This window comes from Microbulbifer sp. Q7, assembly GCF_001639145.1.
Lineage (GTDB): Bacteria > Pseudomonadota > Gammaproteobacteria > Pseudomonadales > Cellvibrionaceae > Microbulbifer.
The window spans coordinates 526272-551352 of the sequence record NZ_LROY01000001.1 but is presented as its reverse complement, the minus strand read 5'-3'; the positions used below and the strand labels follow the sequence as shown (position 1 = coordinate 551352).

The following is a 25081-nucleotide window of genomic DNA, read 5'->3' as shown; positions in this document are numbered from 1 at the left end:
CGCATACCGCTGCGGGCCGGGGTGAGCGCCCACAGCGACAAAGCACCGGCAGAAGGGGTTCGGCCAGCGCTTCGAATCCGGTATATTTCCCGCAATCGGTTTCGCTCAACCACAAGATGGCCAAACCATCATGCTCGATCGCAGTATTGGCGAGTTCTCGCGTTTTATCGTCATCGCCCTCGGCACCACCATTCTTGGTTTTGTCACCAACCACTGGTGGCTGGCGCTCTGTGCCGGCCTCACCCTGTACCTCTTCTGGCTGCTGTACCAGCAAAAGCGCTTTGACCGCTGGCTGGCCAATGGCCGCCGCGGCCCGGCGCCGACGAACTTTGGCGTGTGGGGCGATATCTCCGACGATTTCTACCGGCTGCAGCGCCGGCACCGCAAGGAAAAACAGAAGCTGCATTCCATGCTGCGCCGGGTGCAGGACAGTACCAGTGCCCTGCGCGAGGGTATTGTCGCGCTGGAAGATGAAGGCAATCTGGCCTGGTGGAACCCGGCCGCGGAGGAGATGTTGCGCCTGCAGCCGGATGACGCAGGCCAGCCTCTGATCAACTTTGTCCGCGACCCGCGCTTTGTCGAGCATATGTACCAGCGCATGCTGGAGCAGAACAACAAGACCCAACACCCGATCACGCTGCCGGCACCCGGTGATGAATCGCGCACGCTGCAAGTGGAAGTAACCCGCTTCGGCCAGGATGAGGCGCTGGTGATCGTGCGGGATGTCACCCGATTGCATAATCTGGAGCAGATGCGGCGGGATTTTGTGGCGAACGTATCCCACGAATTGCGCACCCCGCTCACCGTGATTGCCGGCTATCTGGAAACCCTGCAGGCCAGCGGGCAGGCCCCGCGCAACTGGGAACGGCCACTGGGACAGATGAGTGAGCAGACGGTGCGCATGACCAGCCTGGTCAACGACCTGTTGCTGCTGGCCCGACTGGAGACGTCGGAGCGCGGCCGGGGGCGAGACAAAATTTCCGTGCGCTCACTGATGGAGCAGGTGGGCGAAGAAACGCGCTCCCTCAGTGGCGGGCGCCACCAGGTTTCGGTGCACTGTGCGGAGGATTGCACGATCACCGGGGATGCGGGCGAGCTACACAGCGCCTTCGCCAACCTGGCGTTCAACGCCGTGAAGTACAGCCCCGACGGCGGCCCCATCGAGCTGCACTGGCGAGTCGACGCCGCCGGCGGCCACTATTCGGTCAAGGATTCCGGTATCGGTATCGACCCGGTACATATTCCACGCCTGACGGAGCGCTTTTACCGGGTGGACGCCGGCCGCTCGCGGGAAAGTGGTGGCACCGGCCTCGGCCTGGCCATCGTCAAGCACGTGTTACTGCGCCACAGCGCCAATATGAGCGTGAGCAGTGTCCCCGGGCGCGGCAGTACCTTTACCCTCAATTTCCCCACACAAAAGCTGGCCCTGCCCAGCTCCGCCTGAGCCCGGATTGATTCAGCTCCGAATCAATCCAGCTCCTGCAGGGTGCGCGCTTCACCACCGGCCTGGAACTGCACGCTGCCGCTGTCGGCTACGGGTTCCGCCTGTTTCTTCAGCTTGATGTGCACCGGTTTGCGGGCACTGTTGCGAATCAGCACATGCTCGTAGCCCTCATCGTCGACGGGCAGCGTGCGCTCGCCAATCAAACCGTCGCGCAGCGCCCGCAGCTGCGGTACATCGCGGTAGCGATCCAGGTCCTTGGAAAGTTTGTGCTTCATGCGCTCGGACTCGTGCAGTGCCGCCGCCGTCTCGCGGTACTTGCCAAAGAAAAAGACCGCGGCGATGGCGGCGCCTATGGCGAGGGCGGTTTCAAACCATGGGGGCATAATGCGCTCCTGTTTTCCTGATTAGCGTTGCCACACCAGCAGCGGGTTGTTGGCGGGCAGGGATTTGTTTTCTATGCCGGCCTGGCTCTCGGCCAGTCGGTGCAGCCACTCCAGAGTACGGATGCGCTGCTCACGCCGGCTGTTCGTCGCGCAGGAACACCCAGTCGTTGCCTTTGGAGTGCTCCTCGCTGAAATAATAACCGGCGACGTCAAAGTCTTTCAGCTGCTCGGACTTCTTCACCCGGTTGTCGATGGCCCAGCGGCTCATCATGCCGCGGGCTTTTTTGGCAAAGAAGCTGATCATCTTGTACTGGCCGTTTTTCCAGTCCTTGAAGTGCGGCGTGATGATGTCGGCTTGCAGGTTTTTGGGCTGCACGGATTTGAAATACTCGTTGGAAGCGAGGTTCACCAGCTCCTTGCTTTTCAGCGCTGTAAGCTGCTCATTCAACGCCGCAGTGATCTTGCCGTCCCAAAACTCGTACAGGTTCTTGCCACCACTGTTGGCAAAACGGGTACCCATTTCCAGCCGATAGGGTTGCATCAGGTCCAGCGGGCGCAGCAAACCGTAGAGGCCGGACAGCATGCGCAGGTGTTTTTGCGCAAAGGCAAAATCCCGCTTGCCCATGGTTTCCGCCGCGAGCCCGGTGTAGACATCACCCTTGAACGCCAGCAGGGCGGGGCGGGCATTTTGGTCGCTGAAGGGACGCTTCCAGCTGTGGAAACGGTCGTAGTTGAGCACGCCCAGCTTGTCGGAGATTTTCATCAGGCTGGAGATATCCTGCGGACTCAGGGCCTTCAACTCCTTGATCAGGGCTGCGGATTCCTTGAGGAAATCCGGCTGGGTCGTTTCCAGCTGCGGAATCTCGCTCTCGTAGTCGAGGGTTTTTGCGGGGGAAATTACGATCAGCATACGGCAAACTCTATGTATATTTTTCTCGCTGCAGAGGACTCGGCAAGCGTGACGAGCATGTGACTGATGGCCGCCAGGCGCGCGCAGTCGCTTTATTCTGGTTTGAGGATGTCTTGCCACCAGTTCAGTGGCGTCTGACCATCCACCGGGTCGTATACGTTCCCGTAGTACCAGACACTGTTGGCGCCATCGCACGCGCTGTTCAGGATCTGCTCGATTTCGGCAAAACCGCAACTCACGTGAATGCTGTACACCAGCAGGCGCGGGCTCTCCAAGTCCAGTTCGCCACCGAGTTTTTCCAGTTGCGGCGTCAGCTGGTCGGAGAGTTTGGTGCTGTCGCTGCGGCAGAAAATCCGCACTGCCAGGTTGCCCGAGCGCTTGATCAGCTCGAAGGTGGGCTTGTCCGGATCTTCGCGATTGACCTTGATGGTATCACCGCTGGCAATGCCCTTGATAAACGCCGGCGAACGCACCAGCTGAACGCTGTCATCCTCGTTGACGCGAACCTGCATCCGCTCCACCACCGGCTCGCCATCTGGGTTGGTGCCGGCAAAGAGTTCGATAATCTGCAGTGCGGTCGTCATAACCTCGGTCTCCGGACTGTGTAAAATAACCGTTCGCTGCCGGCCGGGTGCAAGGTGCCTGCGCCGCAGCAATGAACCGAACATTATACAGGGAGTGATCTATGATTCCGCGCTCAATCTCTAACCGCCTGGGGGCCCTGGCCCTGACGGCTGCTGTGATCACCGGGCTGGCCGGCTGTGCCGTGAACCCGGTGACCGGCAAGAAAGAGCTGTCACTGATGTCCCAGAGCCAGGAAGTGGCGCTGGGCGAGCAGCAGTACCCCAAGGCGCAGCAGACCCAGGGCGGTGAGTACCTGATCGATCCCTCCCTGCAGCGCTATGTCAGCGACGTGGGCCAGAAGCTGGCCAGGGTCTCCGACCAGCCCAGCCTGCCCTACGAATTTGTGGTGCTCAACAACGGCACACCCAATGCCTGGGCACTGCCCGGTGGCAAAATCGCGATCAACCGCGGCCTGCTGGTGTTGCTGGAAGATGAAGCGGAGCTGGCGGCAGTGCTGGGGCACGAGATCGTCCACGCCGCGGCGCGCCATTCCGCGGCTGCCATGTCCCAGCAGCAGATTCTGGGTGCGGGCCTGGCGATTCTCGGCGCAACCACCCAGGACACTGCCTATGGCGACCTGATATCCCTCGGCAGCCAGTTCGGTGGCTCCGCGTATATCGCCAAGTACGGCCGTGACAACGAGCTGGAGTCAGACCGCTATGGCATGAAGTACATGGTGGCTGCGGGTTACGACCCCTATGGGGCGGTGCGCCTGCAGAAGAAATTTGTCGAGCTTTCCAAAGGCAAGCAGGCCGGTGGCCTGGAAGCGCTGTTCGCCAGTCACCCCCCGTCACAGGCACGGGTGGATGCGAATATCCAGCACGCCAAGAAGCTCGGCGGCGGTGTCACCAAGCGCAATGAATACCAGCGCGCCATCGCCCAACTCAAGAAAGATGCGGATGCCTACAAGAGTTACGACGAGGCCGTGGCTGCGGTACAGAAAAAGGAATACGACCGCGCCCTGACCCTGACCCGCCAGGCACAGAAGCAGCAGCCCAAGGAAGCGGCCTTCTTTGCGCTGGAAGGGGACCTGCTGGCACAGAAGGAACAGTACCAGGCAGCGCTGCAGTCCTACGAGACCGCGGTGCAGAAAAATCCGACGCTGTTTTCCAACTGGCTGATGCGTGGCCTGCTGAACGCGCAACTGAAAAACTACACCGCCGCGGAACGCGACCTGCAGCGCTCCACGCGCTATCTGGAGACGCCACACGCACACTATTACCTGGGGCAGGTGTATGAGGAGCAGGGCAACACCAAGGGTGCCCTCAGCCACTACCAGATCGCCGCCAAATCCTCTGGAGATATCGCCAGCAAGGCACAGGCGCGGGTGCAGGCGTTGAGCAACAAGGGCTAGCGGCGCACACAAAACTGGCAGACACAAAAAAAGCGGGTGAAGAACTTCACCCGCTTTTTTTATCTGCGTGATTCCGTCAGCAAATTACAGCTGCACGGTTACGCCAATACTGAACACATCCAGTTCGTCAAAATCGCGGTTGGAGGCATAGGCAACCTTGGCCGCCACGTTGCGATTGAAGAAGTGGGTGGCATCGAGGAAATAGGATTCATTCTCGGCGTACCCACCACCGACCGAGGTGTTTTCGTTGAAGTAAAACTCCACTGCACCTTCCCAGTACAAATCGGAATCATCCGTGTCGGTCAGGCCCAGTTGCGCCGTGAGGTACTGACCACCGGACAGAGCGGTGAAATATTTGCTAGAAACACTACGGTAATCGAAGTCGTCGTCAATTTCGGCAGTGAAGCCAATGTAGTCGGTGCCGCTCAGCTGGTGGTTGTACTGTCCGCGAACCAGCAGAACGGTATCCAAATCTTCTATTTTGCGCGCTTCAACTTCGGCAAGCAGGTTTGGAGTAAACAGGAAGCCCGCACCGGCGCGGTATGCGCTGGTGGAGTCAAAATCATTTAACTCACCGAACAACTTCCACTGACCGGTGTAGTATTCACCACCCAAAGTCAGTTCATCGGCATCATTGCCTTCCGCGTCGATGTAATCAAAGCCACCATAGATATTGGAAACCGGCAGGATGTAGTTGAACTCCTTGCGCGGGCCCAACGTCTCCAGTGCGCCGAAATAGTACTGAGAGTTAAAGCTCAGTGTGTCGACATCGAAGTTGCCGTAATCGGCAGCGGTATAATCGACATCGGTAAAAGAATTGTATTGATCCGCAGAAACCGCGGCAGAAGCCAGCATCAAAGGCAGTGCGGCAAACTTGAACTTCATGGAAGTATTCCCTGTTTAATTTACATCGGTACGCTGTGTACCCGTCCCAACCTGTCCCTGAGGCCGGCTGGCCCGAGGAACAAATTCGGCGCGGATTCTAAGCGCAGAAAAATGGATGTGCAATGAAAACACTGAGTTGTGACGGACGTGCCAAGTTCATCCGGGCGCGGCCGCTCAACCGACATTGCGGCGCGATTGTGCGGCAGGGCGAATGAACAGATCCTGAATGCCTACTGCCCCGGTTATTAACGGCGCGCACAAAAAAGGCCGCTTGCGCGGCCTTGTCTGCAGACACAACCTGGTGACTTCACGCTCATCCAGGCGATGCTTCTTCGGAGCTAATGTCAGCGCATGTTTTGTTGGTTACCGTGGCGGATGTCGGCACCTTTCACCAGATAGACCACCTGCTCGCAGATGTTCTTGGCGTGGTCACCGATGCGCTCCAGGGAACGCAGGGTCCACAGCACATTCATCACGCGGGAGATACTGCGTGGGTCTTCCATCATGTAAGTGACCATTTCGCGAATGGCGCTGCGGTAGTCCATGTCGACCTGCTCGTCTTCGGCGAGGGTTTCCATGGCCGATTTGACGTCGAACCGGGTGTACGCGTCGAGGGCGTCGTTCAGCATCTTGCGCACAGCGTTGGCGATGTGACGAATCTCGGTGTAGCCGCGCGGTGCGGTGCCCTCGTCGTTCAACGCGATGGCCATCTTGGCAATTTTGCTGGCTTCATCACCCACGCGCTCCAGGTCGCGGGCGATGCGGATTACCGACATCACCATGCGCAGGTCGGACGCCGCCGGCTGGCGCTTGGCGATGATCAGGGTCGCGTGCTCGTCCACTTCCATTTCGCAGCGGTCGATATCCTCTTCCACGCGCAAAACCTTTTCGGCCAGCTCGCTGTCGGCGTTGGCCAGGGCCTCGACGGCGTCGGCCACCTGACGGGCGACCAGGCCACCCATTTCCAGCATTTCCGTCTTGAGACTCTCAAGATCTTCGTTGAACTGGCGGGAGATGTGTTGATCGAAATGCATTTCCATAATCTTTTGCGGGCTCCCCCAACCTTAGCCGAAACGGCCGGTAATGTAGGCTTCGGTGAGAGCGTGTTCCGGGTTGGTAAACACGGTCTCGGTATCGTTCACTTCCACCAGCTTACCCAGGTGGAAGTAGGCGGTGCGCTGGCTGACCCGCGCGGCCTGCTGCATCGAGTGGGTCACGATGGCGATGGTGTAGTTCTCGCGCAGCTCGTCGATCAGCTCTTCGATGCGCGCGGTGGCGATGGGGTCGAGTGCCGAGCAGGGTTCGTCCATCAGGATTACTTCCGGGCTCACGGCGATGGCGCGGGCAATACACAGGCGCTGCTGCTGACCACCGGAAAGGCCGGTGCCAGGCTTGTCCAGGCGATCTTTCACCTCATTCCACAGGCCCGCGCGACGCAGGCTGTTTTCCACAATTTCGTCCAGTTCCGCGCGGCGGCTGGCGATACCGTGAATCTTGGGGCCGTAGGCGACGTTCTCGTAAATGGTTTTCGGGAAGGGGTTCGGCTTCTGGAACACCATGCCCACGCGCGCACGCAGGGGCACCACATCCACCTTGGGACCGTAGATGGCTTCGCCATCCAGGGTCAGGTCGCCTTCCACACGACAACCTTCGATGGTGTCGTTCATGCGGTTGAGGCAACGCAGGAAGGTGGATTTACCACAACCGGATGGGCCGATCATGGCCACCACCTGGTTGCGGCCGATGTCCAGGCTCACATCGTGAATGGCCTGGGCCTCGCCGTAAAACACATTCACATTGCGCATGCGCAGTTTGGCGTCGTCGCAGAAGGGGCTGCCGACGGTCTCGTTCACTTCGGCGCTGGGGCTCGCCTCTCTGTTTTTCACAGCATTCGACTCCGCAGCCGGATTGGCTTTGTCTTGCGCCGGTGTGGTTCCACCGGCGTTCAGGGTCATGGTTGTCATGGCTTACTCTCGATTCGCAATCTTAGCATTCACCGGTAACGCAACGCGCTACCAGCGGCGCTCAAGTTTTTTACGCAGCCACACTGCGCAGGTGTTCATGGTGATCAGGACTGCCAGCAGTACCATGATCGCGGCGGAGGTGCGCTCTACAAAGGCGCGCTCCGGGCTGTCGGCCCACAGGAAAATCTGCACCGGCAGAACCGTGGAGGGGTCGGTAATGCCGTGGGGCACATCGACGATAAACGCCACCATACCGATCATCAGCAGCGGGGCGGTTTCACCCAGGGCCTGTGCCATACCGATAATCGCGCCGGTGAGCATGCCCGGCATCGCCAGTGGCAACACGTGGTGCAACACCACCTGCATGCGCGAAGCGCCCATGCCCATGGCCGCTTCGCGGATGGACGGCGGCACCGACTTGAGCGACGCGCGGCTGGAAATAATGATCGTTGGCAGGGTCATCAGTGTCAGCACCAGACCGCCCACCAGCGGTGCCGAGCGCGGCAACTCGAAGAAGTTGATGAAAATCGCCAGGCCCAGCAAGCCGAACACGATAGATGGCACCGCTGCGAGGTTGTTGATGTTCACCTCGATCAGGTCGGTCCAGCGGTTTTTCGGCGCGAACTCCTCCAGGTAGATGGCCGCCGCCACACCGATGGGGAACGACAGGGTCAGCGTCACCAGCAGGGTGAACAGAGAGCCCATCAGGGCTGCGCGGATACCCGCCTGTTCCGGTTCACGGGAGTCGCCATTGGTAAAGAAGGTGGTGTTAAACCGCTTCTCCAGCTCGCCGCTGTCGTACAGGGTGCGAATCCACTGGGCCTTCTGCTCCGAGGTGCGCCCGAGGAAACCCTCTTCCGAATCGGACAGGCTTTTCACATAGGTGTCCACGTCGTCGTCGGCGTTGAACCACAGGGTTTCGGTTTTACCCAACAGCGACGGGTTGGCCTCCAGGCGCTCGCGCAGCTCGAACACCGCACCGGACGAAACCATCGAATAGAGCTCGCGCTTGTCGCGGCGGCCGCTGACATCCGGGAAGCGCTCGCTCAGCGCATTGCGGATGACGCCGTCGAAGTTGGCCCAGGCCAGGCTTTCCTCATCCACGGTTTCAATGCCGAGGATGGCCGGGTCGTAGGTTACCTGTAGCTGGATATCCGTCTGCACGAAGGCACTACTGCCCTTGCTGATGATATCGGTGAACAGGACCAGTACCGCCAGCACGCCAAAGGCAATACTCGCGATACCAAAGCCACGGAAGATCTTTTCCTTGCGGTGGCGATTGGCGAGCCGCGCTTCGATACGCTCGCGCACCTGGGTTTGAGTCAGATCAGTCATACTGTTCCCGGTATTTTTTCACTACATGCAGGGCGATAAAGTTCAGAATCAGGGTGCTGATGAACAGCATCAGGCCGAGGGCAAAGGCGGCGAGGGTTTTCGGGCTATCGAATTCCTGGTCGCCCACCAGCAGGGTCACAATCTGTACCGTGACGGTGGTCACCGACTCCAGCGGGTTGGCAGTCAGGTTGGCCGCGAGGCCCGCGGCCATCACCACAATCATGGTTTCACCGATCGCCCGCGACACCGCCAGCAGTACGCCACCCACGATGCCGGGCAGAGCCGCCGGGATCACCACCTTGCGCACGGTTTCCGAGCGGGTGGAACCGAGGCCCAGTGCGCCATCGCGCAGGGACTGCGGTACTGCGTTAATCACATCGTCGGACAGCGACGACACAAACGGAATAATCATCACCCCCATCACCAGGCCCGCCGCCAGCGCACTCTCACTGGAAGCCTCCAGCCCGACGGACTGGGCCAGGTCGCGGATAAACGGGGCCACGGTGAGCGCGGCGAAGAAGCCGTACACCACCGTGGGGACACCAGCGAGAATTTCCAGCAGTGGCTTGGCCACGGAGCGCACGCGCTTGCTGGCGTATTCGGCGAGATAAATCGCCGACATCAACCCCACCGGTACCGCCACGAACATGGCAATGGCGGAAACCATCAGGGTACCGGTGAACAGCGGCACCGCACCAAAGGCGCCACTGGAGCCAACCTGATCCGCGCGCAGTGCCATCTGCGGGCTCCATTGCAGACCGAACAGGAATTCGGTCACCGGTACCGACTGGAAGAAACGCAGGGATTCAAACAGCACCGACAGCAGGATACCGACGGTGGTGAAAATCGCCGCGCAGGCGCAGATCAACAAAATCGCGCGCAGTACTTTCTCGACGCGCTCACGCGCACGCATCTCCGGTGAGATACGCAGCATGGCGTAGGCACCGAGGCCGACCGCCAGAATCAGGATAATCGCCGTCTGCATCCAGAGACCGCTCGCGCGCAGACTGGTCAGACGTTCCGCCGCCGCTTGCAGTTGTGGCGAGGTCTCTCCCACCAGGTTGCCCGCCGCCAGATTCTGGATCTGCGCGTACAGCAGGTTCTGGCCGGAAATGGATTCCGGCTTGTCGGCAATCGCACCCATGACCATGGCGCGGATGATGGCGTCATCAAACGCCAGCCAGAAGCCGAGAATGATCAGCGCCGGCAGGCCGCACCAGAGTGCGGTGTGCACACCGTAGTAGCTGGGCAGGGAAGCCAGGCTGCGGACACCACCGCGACTGCGGGCGGCGGCGATGGCGCGGCTGAAGCCGGTGCCATAGGCCACCAGGATCATCAGTAGCAGCAGGGCGAAGAGAGTGGGAGTCTGCATCGATTCGCTCGGTTATCTCTTGAAACGGTGGGCCATTCTGGTGGGTTATGGCCCCGATTACACGACCTTTAAAAAAGGCGTTGTTTGCATACGTAAAAGGCCAAGCCCTTGCGGGCTTGGCCGGTAAATCCTTTTACCAGGGTTGGCTGCGTTTACTTGGCGGCCAGGTTCGTCAATGCGTTCAGTTTGCGCACGTTGGTGGCAACCTGCTGACGCTGCGGGGTCGGCAGGGGAATCATGCCTTTGTCGGACAGGTAACCTTCCTCACCCCAGGCGCGCTCGCTGGTGAACTCCGCCATGAACTGCTTGATACCCGGTACCACATTCACGTGGGCCTTTTTCAGGTAAACAAACAGCGGACGGGAAACCGGGTAGCTGTTGTCGGCGATGGATTCGAACGTCGGCTCCTGGCCTTCGATCAGGGAACCCTGCACCTTGTCGGCGTTCTGGTCGAGGAAGCTGAAGCCGAAGATGCCCAGCGCATTCGGGTTGGCGGCCAGCTTGTTCACGATCAGGTTGTCATTCTCACCCGCTTCCACGTAAGCGCCGTCTTCACGGATGTTGTGGCAGATGGATTTGTAGGCGTTCTTGTCAGAAGATTTCTTTGCTGCGATCCAGTCGTACTTCTTGCAGCCACCTTCCATTGCCAGCTCCACAAACGCATCGCGGGTACCGGAAGTGGGGGGCGGGCCCAGTACTTCGATTTTGTGTGCAGGCAGAGTCGGGTTCACGTCTTTCCAGGTTTTGTACGGGTTGGCAACCAGAGACTCGGAACCGTCCGGGTTCGGGACGTCTTTGGCCAGGGCCAGGAAGATGTCCTTGCGGGTCAGCGCAAATGGCTTGGCGGTCTTGGCATTGGCCAGCACGATACCGTCGTAGCCGATCTGAACTTCCACCACATCGACGCCGTTGCCGTTACACATTTCCAGCTCGGACTGCTTGATGCGGCGGGAAGCACCGGTGAGGTCCGCGGTATTTTCGCCAACACCCTGACAGAACAGCTTCATGCCGCCGCCGGTGCCGGTGGACTCCACAACCGGAGTCTTGAACTGGGTGGAGCGGCTGAAGCGCTCGGCAACCACGGTGGTGAACGGGTAAACGGTGGACGAGCCCACAATGCTGATGTGGTCACGGGCCGCCAGAGCGGCATTGGAGGCCGCGAAAGTGAGTGCTGCCAGGGCCGAAGCCAGGACTTTTTTGTTCGCAGAACGGTTGTTCATAACTATCTCCAGGGGATCAAATTTGCTGCACGCGGCGCATGTTATGTCCAGCTGGTGACGATTCTATGAATGGAAGGTTACAGAAAGATGACAGTGCGCCATTTCGCCCGGTATCACCTGTACCGCGGGGTCCGGCCAGCCACCCTTTCTCCCGGCACTGGCGCAATTTCTGACCAGCAGGTACGCTCTATCTTCTTGCTAGCACAACAATAATGATGACTTGAGAGACCCCCGATGCTGTTTCTGCTACGCACCGCCGGCACCCTGGACCGGTTTGCCAACCGCTGTGGACGCCTACTGGGATGGTTCACCCTGGCCATGGTCCTGATTCAAAGCCTGATCGTGGCCCTGCGCTATGGTTTCGATGGCGGCTCCCTGGCCATACAGGACGCCGTCACCTACCTGCACGGCGCGGCGTTTATGCTCGGCCTCGCCTATGCCCTGCAGGCCAATGCCCATGTGCGGGTGGACGTGTTCTATCGCACCCTGTCCGCGCGGGGTAAGGCCTGGGTGGATGCCAGCGGGTGTCTGATATTCCTGCTGCCGCTGTGCGCGTTTATCGGTTACGGCAGCTGGCAGTTTGCCGCCAGCAGCTGGGCGGTGACCGAGTCCAGCAACAGCGCCGACGGGCTCGGCGGCGTGTACCTGCTGAAAAGCCTGATTCCACTGGCCGCGGCCACCCTCATGCTGCAGGGCGTGAGCCAGCTGGCGCGCGCGCTGCATACACTGATGCAGGTAGAAAGCGGCGGCGAGGCCCGGGCAAGCGCCACCGACACCGCGACGGAACCCACAACCGATACCAAGCCCGAACCCCGCACGCTGGTGCGTGAAGTTGCCGGGGAGGCCAGCGCATGATGGAACTGATCCCCCTGCTGATGTTTCTCGCGGTGTGTGCCGCGCTGATGTTTGGCTACCCGGTGGCCTTTACCCTGGGCGGCACCGCGCTGCTGTTTGCCGGCTTCGGCATCGTCGGTGGCGTGTTCGATGCAGAACTGCTGCGCGCCTTCCCCGACCGTCTCTACGGCATCATGCAAAACGGCACCCTGATGGCAGTGCCGCTGTTTGTGCTGATGGGCGTGATGCTGGAGCGGGCGCGCATCGCCGAGGAGCTGCTGGTGAACCTGGCGCGGGTGTTTTCCGGAATTCCCGCGGGCATGGCGGTATCGGTGGTGGTGGTGGGCGCACTGCTGGCCGCCAGTACCGGTATCGTCGGCGCCACCGTGGTGACCATGGGCCTGATGTCCCTGCCCACCATGCTGAAGCGCGGCTATTCGCCCAAACTGGCCACCGGCACCATCTGCGCGACCGGCACCCTGGGGCAGATCATCCCGCCCTCTATCGCGCTGGTGCTGCTGGGGGACACCCTGTCCAACGCTTACCAGCAGGCACAGCTTTCCCAGGGAATCTTCAACCCCAAGCCGGTCAGTGTCGGCGACCTGTTTATGGGGGCGATCATTCCGGGGCTGCTGCTGGTGGCCGCGTATATCGTGTACCTGTTGTTTATCGCCCGTCGTGAACCGGCCATGCATCAAGCCGGCAAGGAAGAAGTGGATCTGCTGCAGACCCTGAAAAGCCTGGTCCCGCCGATTGCCCTGATGCTGCTGGTGCTGGGCTCCATCATCACCGGTGCCGCAACCCCCACCGAGGCAGCCGCGGTCGGCGCGCTGGGTGCGGGTATTCTGGCCTGGGGGCGTGGTGCGCTGAACTGGGCACGGGCCGGGGAAGTGGGGCAGAGCACCCTGCAGGTGACCGCGATGGTATTCGCGATTTTGATCGGCGCGTCGTTGTTCTCGTTGGTATTCCGAGGATTTGGCGGTGAGGAAGTGGTCACCCACTTCTTTGAGAGCCTGCCGGGCGGCGTGGTCGGCGCGACCCTGCTGGTGATGCTGGTGATCTTCCTGCTGGGCTTTATCCTCGACTTTATCGAGATCACCTTCGTGGTGGTGCCCATCGTCGGCCCGGTGCTGCTGGCCATGGGGCTGGACCCGGTGTGGCTGGGCGTAATGATCGCCCTCAACCTGCAAACCTCCTTCCTCACCCCACCGTTCGGTTTTGCGCTGTTTTACCTGCGCGGTGTGGCCCCGGCGGAAGTGGCCACCGGGGCGATTTACAGCGGGGTGGTGCCGTTTATTGCCATCCAGCTGCTGGTGATGTTATTGCTCGCCGTTTGGCCTTCGTTGGCGACCTGGTTGCCTGCGCTTCTGGCGGGGTGAGATTGCCCGCGTAAGCCGATCGCGTGGTGACAGGTCCCCCGCGGTTAGGTCGCGGGCACCGGAAAGACCGGGTCGTAGGGGCTTTCATCACCGTCAGGACGCGAGTGGAACCAGCGGAAGGTCCACAGATACTGTTCCGGAGCCTGTCGGATCAGCGACTCCATCGCGCTGCAAATGGCCTTTGCATCCGCCACGGGGTCGTCACCTTTGACCTCTGTCAGTGGTGGCGTGAAGGTGCCGTAATACTTGCCGGTGGCAGGATCAAGCCGCGTAGCGCAAACGGTAATGACTGCCCCGGTGGCTTTGGCGATGCGCCCTGGCGTCGTAAGCATCGCCCGGGGAACGCCAAAGAAAGGTACGTACACCACGTCTCCACCGCGGAATCCAAAATCTTCATCGGGCAACAGAATGCACTGCCGGCCCGACTTCAAACCTTTGATGAGCGGGCGAATTCCCGCCTCCCGGGGCACCAGATCCAGATCCGACATGTGGCCGCGTCCGCGGGCGATCACCCAGTTCAGCAACGGATTTTTCAGCAACTTCATCATCGACACCGATGACCCTGCCATGGTCATCAGCAGCCCGCACAACTCCATCGTGGTCAGGTGCCAGGTAATAGCCAGCACATTTTTCTCGGCCACCAGTTTTCGCTGCTCCTCAAACCCTTCCAGCTGGACGAGTTTTTTGAGGCGCTTTTCACTGCCCCACAGCGCCAGCCCCATATCCATCATGCAGCGTCCGTGCGTGTGGAAATGTTCGACCAGCAGCCGGTTTCTTTCCTCCGCTGTCAGCTCGGGAAAACACAGCTCAAAGTTGACCTCAGCGATACGCCTTCGCTTCCGGTTGCTGCGGCGGAAGTAATCACCGGCGCGCGCCCCCAAAAACATCACCCAGCGTCTAGGCAACACCATCATCAAGCGCAACAATCCCAGCAATAACCAGGTGCCCCAGAAGCGGGGAGCGAGGAAGGACAGCTGAAATTTAACCGGCACAGCACCGGAGCAGTTTTTATTTTTCATTGCAGGTCTTACAGCCAATCAACAGGGCATTCGACTCGCGAGCACCCGTTGCTTCGACGGGCGCCCAGCCAGGGGATGCTAGGTTGTGACGGCCAGACTGCGCCCTCTCCACAACCGGTACACTGCAGGCAATACCATCAGCGTCAACAGCATGGCGCTAACCATACCACCAACCATGGGTGCCGCAATCCGCTGCATCACTTCCGAGCCAACCCCCGAACCAATCATCACCGGCACCAGGCCGATAAACACCGTAGCGGTGGTCATCAACACCGGCCGCATGCGCTGGCCCGCACCGGCGCGGATCGCATTGCGCAGGTCATCCAGCACCGGTTTGCGGTCAGCGATGTCACAATCGGCCAGCGTCTGTTGCCAGGCCTGATTGAGATACACCAGCATGATCACCCCAATCTCCACCGCCACCCCGGCCAGTGCAATAAAGCCCACGCCCACCGCCACCGACAGGTTGTAACCCAGCCAGTACAGCAGCCACAGGCCGCCGATCAGTGCCAACGGCAGGGTGCCCATGATCACCAGTACCTCACCCCAGTGGCGGAAGCTGAAATACAGCAGCAGCACAATAATGCCGAGGGTGATCGGCAGCAGCAGGCCCAGGCGCTCGCGCGCGCGCTCCATGTATTCGTACTGCCCCGACCAGGCCAGGGAATAGCCCGGCGGCAGGTCCAGCTGCTCTGCCACCAGCTGCTGCGCCTCTGCCACCCAGGAACCGAGATCGCGATCGCGGATATCGATGTACACCCAGCCATTGGGGCGCGCGTTCTCCGTCTTGATCATCGGCGGGCCGCTTTGCACCTCAATGGTGGCCACATCCCCCAGGGTCAGGTGGGTACCGTTCGGGGCCACCAGCGGCAACCCCCGCAAACGCTCGGGGGAATCGCGCCAGGCCTGTGGATAACGCAGGTTGATGGGATAGCGCTCCAGCCCCTCCACGGTCTCGCCGACTTTTTTGCCGCCCACGGCGGTGTCGATCACCGTCTGCACATCCTGAATATTCAGGCCGTAGCGGGCGGCGGCGGTGCGGTCGATGTCGATATCGATATAGCGGCCGCCCTCCACCCGCTCGGCGAACACCGACGCGGTGCCAGGCACGGCCGGGAGCAGGGCTTCCAGGCGGGTACCGATCTGCTCGATCTGGTGCAGGTCGGCGCCGGCAATCTTGATACCCACCGGGGTCTTGATGCCGGTGGCCAGCATGTCGATGCGGGTCTTGATCGGCATCACCCAGGCATTGGTGACCCCCGGCAGCTGCACCGCCGCATCCAGCTCCGCGCGCAGTTTTTCCGGGGTCATGCCCTCGCGCCACTGGTCGCGGGGCTTGAAGCGGATGATGGTCTCCACCATGGTCAGCGGTGCCGGGTCGGTGGCGGTCTCGGCGCGGCCCATCTTGCCCCACACCTGCGCCACTTCCGGCACCTGCATGATCATCTTGTCGGTCTGCTGCAGCAGCTCGCGGGCCTTGCCGATGGAAATACCCGGATGGGTGCTGGGCATATACATCAGGTCGCCTTCGTCCAGCGGCGGCATGAATTCACTGCCGGTGCGGGACAGCGGATACAGGCTGCTGGCGAGCAGCAGCAGTGCTGCCGCGATGACCCAGCGCGGATGGCGGATCGCCAGTTCCAGCGCCGGGCGATAGGCGGCGGCGAAGGCGCGGTTGATGGGGTTGGCCTGTTCCGGCTTGACCCCGCCGCGCACCAGGTAGCCCATCAGCACCGGCACCAGGGTGATGGCAAGCCCGGCGGCCACCGCCATGGCGTAGGTCTTGGTGTAGGCCAGTGGCGCGAACAAGCGCCCCTCCTGGCCCTCAAGGGCAAACACCGGCAGAAAGCTGAGGGTGATGATCAACAAGCTGAAGAACAGCGGCGGGCCCACTTCGCTGGCAGCCTCGCCCACCACCTTCCAGCGCGCCTCCGGGGACAGTGTGTCGTAGCGCGGGTTGCGCTCCATATGCTTGTGCAGGTTCTCGATCATCACGATGGCACCATCCACCATCGCACCGATGGCGATGGCGATGCCGCCGAGGCTCATGATGTTGGCGTTAATGCCCTGCAGGTGCATCACCACAAAGGCACCGATGATCCCCAGCGGCAGGCTGATGGCGATTACCAGGGACGAGCGCAGGTGGAACAGGAACAGGGCGCACACCAGCGCCACCACGATGAATTCCTGCAGCAACTTGTGCCACAGGTTATCCACCGCGCTGTCGATCAGCTCGCTGCGGTCGTAGGTGGGCACGATTTCCACACCCTGCGGCAGGCTGCGCTGCAGCTCGTCCAGCCGCGTGCGCACGCGATCGATCACCGCGCGCGCATTCTCACCGAAGCGCATCACGATCACCCCACCCACGGCCTCGCCCTCGCCGTCGAGTTCCGACAGGCCGCGGCGCATTTGTGGCCCCAGGTGCACATCCGCCACATCCCGCAACAGCAGCGGCGTGCCGCTCTTGTTTACCATCAGCGGCAGCTGGCGCAGGTCCTCGACGCTCTGGATATAGCCGCTGGCGCGCACCATATACTCGGCTTCCGCCATTTCCACCACCGAGGCACCGGATTCCCGGTTGCCGCGCTCGATGGCCGCCTGCACCTGCGCCAGGGTCAGGTCGTAGGCACGCAGCCGCAGCGGGTCCACCTGTACCTGGTACTGGCGCACCATGCCGCCAACCGTGGCCACCTCGGAAACCCCGGGCAGGGTCTGCAGCTCGTACTTCAGGAACCAGTCCTGCAGCGAGCGCAGCTGCGCCAGATCGTGCTTGCCTCTGCGATCCACCAGGGTATAGCTGTAGACCCAGCCCACCCCGGTGGCGTCGGGCCCCAGTTCGGGGCTGGCGGCCGCGGGCAGGCGCGGCGCCACCTGGCTCAGGTATTCCAGAACACGGGATCTGGCCCAGTACAGGTCGACATCGTCGTCGAAAATGACGTAAACGTAGGAGTCGCCGAAAAACGAATAACCGCGCACCGTATGCGCCCCGGGCACGCTCAGCATGGCGGTGGTGAGCGGATAGGTGACCTGGTCCTCCACCACCTGCGGCGCCTGGCCGGGGTAGCTGGTTTTGACGATCACCTGCACATCCGACAGGTCCGGCAGCGCGTCTACCGGCGTGTGGCGCAGGCTGTAGAGGCCCGCTAACGTCAGGGCCAGTGCACCGATCAACACCAGCGCGCGGTTGTGCAGGGACCAGTGGATGATACGTGTGATCATTTCACCGGCTCCTGCTGCGGGTCATGGTTCATGTGGTCATGGTTCGACGACCCGTGATCCTTCTCCCCATGATCCATCTCGCCGTGATCGGTCGAGCCACCGGCCATGGCGCGAGTGGCGATTACTTCGAACTTGCCATCGGCGCGCTTGCGCAGCTGCACCATGATCGGCGCCCCGCTGGTCAGTGCTGCGCGCAGCCCCTGCTGCGCGGCTTCGGCCACATAAAACCCCATCACCATGCCGGGCCAGTCCCAGGCGGCCACCGGACCGTGCTCGAGGCGCGCGTAGTGGTTGTCGTCGGGCATACTCAACACCCGCGCCTCGGCCCAGGGGTTGTCTGAATTTTGTGTGGTTTCGCTTCTGTTCGTGCTGTTTTCACCGGCGATGCGCGTCAGGTCCGCGCTGATACTCGACTCCGAATCGAGCAGGAACTGGGCCGAGGTCACCACCCGGGTGCCCGGCTCGATACCGGCGAGGATTTCCACCCGGTCATCCAGCTCGCGTCCGGCACGCACCCGCACCGAGCGGTAGCGGCCTTCGCCCTCGGCAATCACCACGCGGTCCATGTCACCGGTGCGGATCAGTGCGCTGCGTGGCACCGTGAGGGTATCCACCTGCGGACCCTCCAGCTGCAGGCGCACGAACATGCCCGGGCGCAGGGATTTGTCCGGGTTATCCACCAGTACCCGCACCCGCAGGGTGCGGGTCTCGGGATCCAGGTCGGGCAATATGTGCACCAGCTCGCCGCGCCAGCTGCGACCCGGGGCAAATTCCCCCTGCACCGTGGCGGTGTCCCCCACCTGAACCTGGGTGCCCTGCTTGGGGAACAGCTCGCCCTCCACCCACACGGTCTCCAGCGGACCAATGCTCATCAGGGTAGTGGCGGGGGTGATGTACATGCCGTCGCGCGCGGCAAACTCATTCACGTAGCCATCGGCTGGAGCATATAGGGTGATGTTCTGGCTGACCCGGCGCGAGCGGCTTACCTCGCGCACCTGCTCCGCCGGTACCCCGAGGCTGTTCAGGCGCTCGCGGGTGGCCTCGATCAGGGTGGTGTTACCGCTCTCCAGCGCGGCGACCAGTTCACTCTGGGCCTTCACCAGCTCCGGCGAATAGATCTCCACCAGTGGCTGGCCTTTTTTCACGTGATCGCCCACCGCGGTTACCCAGCTTTTGTGAATCCAGCCGCTGAGCCGGGTGTGCACATGGTGCAGTTTGTCTTCATCCAGCTGCACCAGTCCCACGGTATCCACGCGGGTAGTGAGCGGGCCTTTTTCCGCCGGTGCGGTGCGCACGCCCAGGTTGTTCTCCACCCGCGGGGCAATGGACACCGTGCCCGGTGCAGAGGCATCTTGTTCTCCCTCGTAGACCGGTACCAGATCCATGCCCATGGGCGATTTTCCCGGGCCGTCGCGGCGGTAGTTGGGGTCCATGGGGGCCACCCAGTAAAGGATTTTCTTCTCCCCGGCGGCGCTGCCTGCGGACTCGTCTCCGGAGGTCAGACCGCGCCCGATCAACACACCCAGTACCAGCGCGAGTATGGCCAGGGCAGACATCATTACTTTGTTCATAAGGTTACGGACCGCTGTTTATTTGCTGTTGTCACGGGTTGCAGAGGCATGGCTTTCGATGGCGCGGAAGTAGCGAATACGGGCCACCGCGCGGAAATAACCGTAAGTGAGACGGGCGGCGCTGATCTGCGCCTCGATGGCATCCATACGCGCGGCGATCACCGCTTCCAGGTCAGCGGTATTGCTGGCGTAGCCCTTGAGCACCGCGTCGGCGGTGGCCTCGGCCTGAGCCAGTAATTCGCCCTGGTACTCGGCGCGACGGCGCTGCAGGGTCTGCGCCATGGCCACCGCACCGTTCAGCTGCGCGTGCATCTGCTGCAACAGGTTCTGGCGCTGCAGGATGCCCACACTCTCCCGCGCGCGGCTGGCAGCAACACGGCGATCCTGGCGGTTGTGGCGCAACAGGGGCAGGTCAAAGGTGACCATCACGCTGGCAAAGTCCGAGCCGTCACTCATCGGGGTGCGCTCTCGCTGGCCGTAGCTGACGTCGACCCCGAACTGGGGCTTGTAGGCTTCCTCCGCGAGCGCCACATTCACCCGCTCCGCCGCGACCTGCGCGCTGCTGGCGGCGATCAGGGGGTGCGGCTCGACGACGGCCAGTGGCACCGGCAGGGTCTGTGCCGCGAGCCAGTCGCGGGTGTCCCGCCAGGCCGGGGGCTCCGGGTTCAGGGGCTGCCACGCGGCATTGCCAATCCAGCGGCTGAGGTCACCGCGGGCGCGATTGATTTCCCCATCCACCTCGGCGATACGATCGTCCAGGCGCGCCAGCGCCAGCTGCGACTGCAGCAGCTGCTGGGACTGGATCTGGGCGCTGGCCAGGCGTGCGCGGTTATACCCCACCAGCTCCTGCATCCAGCGGCGGTTTTCCATGAGCAGTTCACGCACCCGCAGCTGCTCCGACAGGGTGAGAAACGCGAGGCCCACATCCCGCTCCAGCGCCAGCGCCATATCCGCAGCAGCGGCAAAGCCCGCCTCGGCGGCCAGGGCTCCGCGCTCACCGGCCAGTGCCGCGGAAGCGCCGCGGGGCAGTTTCTGGCGGATGCCGATGACTTTCTGGGTCATCGGCTGATCGTCGAAAGCGAAGGAGTCGGTGGGCAGGTTGGCGATGCCCAATTTCAGCTCGGGGTCGCCCCACTGGCTGTCGGCCACCGCGGTTTCCGCGGTCGCCTGCGCCGCGGCGATGGCCGCCGCGGTCTGCGGGTCCTGTTCCCGCGCGAGCTGGACCGCGCTTTCCAGGCTCAGCTGTGCCTGCGCGGGCAGGGCGAACGCACAAACCAGCAGCGCCGGGGCCAGAGGGCCCAGGGCGCGCAATGCATATCCCATGGAGTAATCCTGTCTGTCTGATACTGGGTCGATGGCTCGACCGTTGAATTCAACGCCAAGCGAGGCGTCGAGCGGGCAGCATCAGGCGCTTATGGGTGGGCGCAACAGGTTGCGCTGCGAGGCAGCGAGCGGGGAGGGGGAGATCGACTGGAACAGGGCGGCACTCGCCAATTCCGTGTGTTGCCATTCCTGCGAAAGCGGCACGGCAGCACCACAACCGCCAACGGCGCAGGTCAGCTGGCACAGCTCGGCCGAGGACATGTCGCCAGCTTCATCACAGCAGGGCATGTCGTGGTGGTCGTCGGCGTGCATGTCATGCGCGCCGTCAGTGGCCATCATGGCGGCGTGATCGCCGTGGCCATCGGCACCCGGATCACAGGCAGGCGCCAGCGCCAGAGCCAGGCTCTGGGCGGTAAAACACCACAGGATCAGGGTAAAAATCAGTGCACGCATGCAGCGCAGTCTAGGAGATGTTGGAAAATCAAACAAGATGGCGCAGATTATGCTGGGTTTTGGCCAGAGTTTCTTCATGAGAGTTTTTTCGCAAAACCTTCGCAAGAATTTACTCGACCAACGCTGGCTAATTAGTACCCAGTTTGTGCTAGAATGCGCCACCCGCCGGCGGCTCAGGCCTTGCCGACGGATCAATAAATCTAAGAATTTGTGAGCTTTTGCGATGTCCGCCATTGATGAAGAACCGCAACCCAGCGGTACCCTGACACTGCAGACCCAGTCCATGCCCCGGGACACCAACCCTCAGGGCGACGTCTTTGCCGGCTGGCTGATGTCGCAGATGGATGTGGCCGGCGCCATTCTCGCCCAGGGCATCGCCCGCGGCCGGGTAACCACCGTCGCCGTCGGCAGCATGGTGTTCCTGCGCCCGGTACCGGTAGGCTCCACCGTGAGCTGTTATGCCGAGGCCACCGAAGTGGGGCGCTCCTCCATCAAAACCATGGTGGAAGTGTGGCTGACCCGGGTGGATACCGGTGAGCAGGTGAAAGTCACCGAGGGCGAATTCGTATTCGTCGCCATAGACGACCGCGGGCGCACCCGGCCGCTGCCTTAAGCAACGCTAGATCACTTACAAAAGCGGGGCCGAGTGGCCCCGCTTTTGTTATCAATGAACGATTTCGCGTTTCTGGCGACACGCTACCTCAATGTCCCGATGACGAGGGACGAATAGCTGCACAAGTGCACCATTCATCCGCAGTCATGCATACCTCGTCCTGAGGGCACTCCAACAAAGCGCGGAGCTGATCAGTTATTCGTTTCGACAAATAGAGTATCGGGAATCAACAGCATCTCGCCGCGTCCCGCATTCTCGGCGATAACGCCGACTGCCCCAGAGTTACTCACAAACGCCAACTCACCTTGATACCACTGAGCATCCGTAGGAGCCTCGAAGACTCCGAGTCGATCCCCGGTGGAATATTGATACTTCACAATGGCGGCCGGCCGTCCGGAATAGCTGTTATACAGCAAATAAATCAGATCCCTTTCAACATCCACTAGCCGTCTGGCAGGATCTTCTTGCTGAAATGGTAGGTCCTGGAGAAGGGTATACACGACTGATCCATCCACTAGACTAACCAACTGACCACAACGACTAAGCATAAAACCGGGCGCCGCTAAGTCAGTCAAATCACAGAGCTCAGGGTAATCAAATGCCTGCACAAGATTGAGTTCATTACCCGTCAGCACATACTCATCGACACCCCTCAAGTGCCCGTTGTTGTTGTAGATGGCGCCTGCGGAATCGAATTGGAAAGTTTCAACATACATAGGGGAGGCAGCTGTGATTAACGTGTCTCCATCGATACCAATCGTTCCTCCTGTGGATACCATACCTACGTCACGGTCAAATAGCAGGAAATCATTATCGACAGGGGATAGTTTGAAATCCGTAACTTTGAGCCCATCGAGGCGGTCGCCAGAGAGCTCTGGCTGGAGAAGGATTGGCGACAATGCTTGCCAGCTTGCTGTGTCGATTCGGCCGATTGCGGTGGAGCGCTGATGGAAGTAGAGCGTACCGCTATCTGCAGATAAGCCCAGATTCTCTGGCATGCCGGGAACTGCGTGCTGGATAACCTGCATATCTGCCGCCGAAATCTCGATGATGTTTGCAATACCCTCGTCGTATTGCCCTACGCCGCCATCCGACAGCAGAAAAATCCTGTCTTCAATGCTGTCGTAGACCGCATCTTTTACCAAACAATCTGCGCGGTAGATCGTCTGCTGGTCAACGATCACTTGCTCCAGATCACATGGCGCTATCTCGGGCAAACCAAACTCGGAAACCTGAAAAATCTCCATGCGCGCAGGTGTCGTAACGAGTAAATCATCTCCGAGCACCGCAAGCTTGGCATTGTAGAAGCGATCGTAATCACCCGAGACGCTGGCGAAACAACGGTAGTACTCCAGGTCACAGACCTCGATCGCCCTACCTGCAAAAAACGCCAATCGGTGCTCTGATGAATGCGCAAATGGAGCGCCGTATACCCCATAAAATTTACCGACACGCGCTAACGTTACAGAATCGTAAACAGCTCCTCCAAGAAGGTATCGATCATCGAAAAATACCCCGTTTTGACCTATTGAAATATCGCTGTAGATGTCCAGCGATTCAACTCCCGAGTCTGTCACTGAATATACAGACAATCCGCCGTCACTAAGTATCAGACGCTCTCCGGACGGGTCGAACTGAAAAACCGACGCGATCTCGGTTCTGAAGTAAAGATCCACTCTGCCTGGACGTGCAATTCCTCCGTCTATAATAAGTAATTGTTTGTTGGCAATTTGCGCAGGTCCTGAGATAACCGCCAGCACATCTGAGGCGACTGTAGATGGCGCGAAATCGGAAACTGGCTCGGAAACTCGAATAGTCCCAATTTCAGCAAAAGTATCTGCGTTATAGCGAACGATTTCGCCACTTACAGGATTTAAGGCAAGCAGCTCGCTGCTATCCGCGTTTAGTGCAATGCGCGTGGGCAGGTAATTGATTGTGTATTGACGCTCTAGACCATTGGCAGTGGAGTAAGTGCTCCATACATACTGGTCAGCTTCGACATCCATAGCCTGGACGAGTAATACACGTTGTCGACTTACGTCTTGCAGGAGAAGCTCAGCACCCTCAAGCAGCACGCGGCTTGAGTATTGGAATTTGAGCGTGCTCGACTGGTAAAGTGGCCATGAATACATCGCACCCTCATACAGTGCCCCTTGTTCAAGGCTATATGTTCTCTTGAAGGCTTCTTCACCGACCAGCTTGATATCGACACCAGCACTAGCGGTTATCCTAACCTCACCAAAGGAACCGATGCACTGATAATCGGAAGCAGACATCGTACTCGTGGTAGGCCGCGAAAATTGCAGTCTTTCTGCCTCGCAAGAAATGGCTTCGTCTAACAGGGCGCTGTCGGCGGAAAGGCTCAGGCTAATGTCTACCGCACCATAATCGCGCGCTTCTCCATTCTCGATTTGCACGCTTCGGGCCAGGGTAAAGCTCGTGACCACTTCCGCTATGGATGCCGATTCCAGGGTGATTTGCGAAGTGCTCAATGAAAAGCGCTCCTCGCTCTCGGTCAATTGGTACTCCACTAGGAGCTCGCCAGAAATGCGGGTAACAATGTCTTCGCTCACTACAGAAAGCGGCGAATCTGGATCGAAAGTCATCGATACGCTGGCATTCACTGTACCGTCACCTGCTGCATCGACTTGGATAACATGCAAGCTGAAACTTCCGTTTACATCCGCTTCGAGGATAGAGTTTCGGCAGTATTCACCGACAACTTCAATACTGTCACCCGCTCCCAGGCGCTGGTCGTCATTTTCGTCATTGATAGAAAACTGATTACTTCCCGTGCATTGCGAGGCGGGATCGATAGACAGCCCAGAAAGTAGCAACTGCGTATCCACGGTATAACGCACTGCGGATTGAGCTAACTGAAGCAGGCTCTCTGATACCGATATACCGTACACGGCCGTATTCGCGGCTTGCTCCAGGCGGACCTCGTCGCGTGCTGGTGCGGGATCCGGCTGATTACCCGTTCCGCTGCCACCACTATCGCTGCCGCCACCGCCACACGCGGTCAAGAGGCCGGCCATTGAGAGTGCCCATAGCTTTTTGCGAATAAAGCTCATTTATTATCCCTTTCAGCACAAATCATTATTACGTTATTTTCTAGGAAAGATGACAGTTTGGCGAACACCCAAGCCAAGATGCCATTCAGCGTCATTCATTGTATC

Annotated in this window: 20 protein-coding genes; 5 read left to right on the top strand and 15 right to left on the bottom strand. The window is 60.4% G+C overall.

The window, feature by feature from the left end:
* The first annotated feature begins 130 nt into the window (after positions 1–130).
* Positions 131–1444 (top strand): phosphate regulon sensor histidine kinase PhoR, encoded by a 1314-nt coding sequence (gene phoR, locus AU182_RS02135; protein ID WP_066959969.1) that lies wholly within the window; start codon positions 131–133, stop codon positions 1442–1444.
* A 23-nt stretch (positions 1445–1467) separates the two neighbouring features.
* Here phoR and AU182_RS02130 read toward each other — a convergent pair whose 3' ends face one another.
* The 3 genes from AU182_RS02130 to AU182_RS02120 all read right to left on the bottom strand — a co-directional run bounded on the left by AU182_RS02130 (position 1468) and on the right by AU182_RS02120 (position 3321).
* A complete protein-coding gene (locus AU182_RS02130) occupies positions 1468–1827 on the bottom strand; it encodes a hypothetical protein (protein WP_066959965.1) in 360 nt (119 codons plus the stop codon).
* Positions 1828–1957: 130 nt separating this feature from the next.
* On the bottom strand, positions 1958–2737 hold the full coding sequence (gene yaaA / locus AU182_RS02125; RefSeq protein ID WP_066959962.1) for a peroxide stress protein YaaA: 780 nt from the start codon (positions 2735–2737) through the stop codon (positions 1958–1960).
* A 92-nt stretch (positions 2738–2829) separates the two neighbouring features.
* Entirely contained in the window at positions 2830–3321 is a 492-nt protein-coding gene (locus AU182_RS02120; protein WP_066959959.1) for a DUF4265 domain-containing protein, read from the bottom strand.
* Positions 3322–3422: 101 nt separating this feature from the next.
* Between AU182_RS02120 and AU182_RS02115 the strand changes: the two genes are divergently transcribed.
* On the top strand, positions 3423–4715 hold the full coding sequence (locus tag AU182_RS02115; protein WP_066959957.1) for a M48 family metalloprotease: 1293 nt from the start codon (positions 3423–3425) through the stop codon (positions 4713–4715).
* A gap of 84 nt (positions 4716–4799) precedes the next feature.
* Here AU182_RS02115 and AU182_RS02110 read toward each other — a convergent pair whose 3' ends face one another.
* The 6 genes from AU182_RS02110 to AU182_RS02085 form a co-directional block, all read right to left on the bottom strand.
* Positions 4800–5600 (bottom strand): putative porin, encoded by an 801-nt coding sequence (locus AU182_RS02110; RefSeq protein WP_066959955.1) that lies wholly within the window; start codon positions 5598–5600, stop codon positions 4800–4802.
* Between the two features lie 344 nt (positions 5601–5944).
* On the bottom strand, positions 5945–6640 hold the full coding sequence (phoU, locus tag AU182_RS02105) for a phosphate signaling complex protein PhoU (protein WP_066959952.1): 696 nt from the start codon (positions 6638–6640) through the stop codon (positions 5945–5947).
* Positions 6641–6664: 24 nt separating this feature from the next.
* Positions 6665–7405 carry a phosphate ABC transporter ATP-binding protein PstB gene (gene pstB, locus AU182_RS02100; protein WP_255359339.1) on the bottom strand — a complete coding sequence of 247 codons (741 nt, stop codon included), beginning with the start codon at positions 7403–7405 and terminating at the stop codon, positions 6665–6667.
* A 207-nt stretch (positions 7406–7612) separates the two neighbouring features.
* Positions 7613–8899 carry a phosphate ABC transporter permease PstA gene (gene pstA, locus AU182_RS02095; RefSeq protein WP_066959949.1) on the bottom strand — a complete coding sequence of 429 codons (1287 nt, stop codon included), beginning with the start codon at positions 8897–8899 and terminating at the stop codon, positions 7613–7615.
* Positions 8892–10271, bottom strand: coding sequence for a phosphate ABC transporter permease subunit PstC (gene pstC, locus AU182_RS02090; RefSeq protein WP_066959945.1), 1380 nt, complete (start codon positions 10269–10271; stop codon positions 8892–8894). The genes pstA and pstC overlap by 8 nt, the downstream gene beginning before the upstream one ends.
* 152 nt (positions 10272–10423) lie before the next feature.
* A complete protein-coding gene (locus tag AU182_RS02085; protein WP_066959942.1) occupies positions 10424–11491 on the bottom strand; it encodes a PstS family phosphate ABC transporter substrate-binding protein in 1068 nt (355 codons plus the stop codon).
* Positions 11492–11725: 234 nt separating this feature from the next.
* On the opposite strand from AU182_RS02085, the gene AU182_RS02080 reads away from it, so the two are divergent.
* Positions 11726–12346 (top strand): TRAP transporter small permease subunit, encoded by a 621-nt coding sequence (locus AU182_RS02080; RefSeq protein ID WP_193754271.1) that lies wholly within the window; start codon positions 11726–11728, stop codon positions 12344–12346.
* Entirely contained in the window at positions 12343–13704 is a 1362-nt protein-coding gene (locus tag AU182_RS02075; protein WP_066959939.1) for a TRAP transporter large permease subunit, read from the top strand. Before AU182_RS02080 ends, AU182_RS02075 begins: the two co-directional genes overlap by 4 nt.
* Before the next feature lie 44 nt (positions 13705–13748).
* Here AU182_RS02075 and AU182_RS02070 read toward each other — a convergent pair whose 3' ends face one another.
* The 5 genes from AU182_RS02070 to AU182_RS02050 form a co-directional block, all read right to left on the bottom strand.
* A complete protein-coding gene (locus AU182_RS02070) occupies positions 13749–14723 on the bottom strand; it encodes a lysophospholipid acyltransferase family protein (protein WP_066959936.1) in 975 nt (324 codons plus the stop codon).
* Positions 14724–14801: 78 nt separating this feature from the next.
* Positions 14802–17942, bottom strand: a complete 3141-nt coding sequence (locus AU182_RS02065) for an efflux RND transporter permease subunit (RefSeq protein ID WP_066959933.1) — start codon at positions 17940–17942, stop codon at positions 14802–14804.
* Positions 17939–19513, bottom strand: a complete 1575-nt coding sequence (locus AU182_RS02060) for an efflux RND transporter periplasmic adaptor subunit (RefSeq protein WP_066959930.1) — start codon at positions 19511–19513, stop codon at positions 17939–17941. Before AU182_RS02060 ends, AU182_RS02065 begins: the two co-directional genes overlap by 4 nt.
* A gap of 18 nt (positions 19514–19531) precedes the next feature.
* A complete protein-coding gene (locus AU182_RS02055) occupies positions 19532–20836 on the bottom strand; it encodes a TolC family protein (protein WP_066959927.1) in 1305 nt (434 codons plus the stop codon).
* Positions 20837–20917: 81 nt separating this feature from the next.
* Positions 20918–21289 (bottom strand): hypothetical protein, encoded by a 372-nt coding sequence (locus AU182_RS02050; protein WP_066959924.1) that lies wholly within the window; start codon positions 21287–21289, stop codon positions 20918–20920.
* 223 nt (positions 21290–21512) lie between these two features.
* Here AU182_RS02050 and AU182_RS02045 point away from each other — a divergent pair, with 223 nt between their 5' ends.
* On the top strand, positions 21513–21902 hold the full coding sequence (locus tag AU182_RS02045) for an acyl-CoA thioesterase (protein ID WP_066959920.1): 390 nt from the start codon (positions 21513–21515) through the stop codon (positions 21900–21902).
* 191 nt (positions 21903–22093) lie between these two features.
* On the opposite strand, the gene AU182_RS02040 is transcribed toward AU182_RS02045, so the two are convergent.
* Positions 22094–24976 (bottom strand): hypothetical protein, encoded by a 2883-nt coding sequence (locus AU182_RS02040; protein ID WP_066959917.1) that lies wholly within the window; start codon positions 24974–24976, stop codon positions 22094–22096.
* Between the last annotated feature and the right edge of the window lie 105 nt (positions 24977–25081).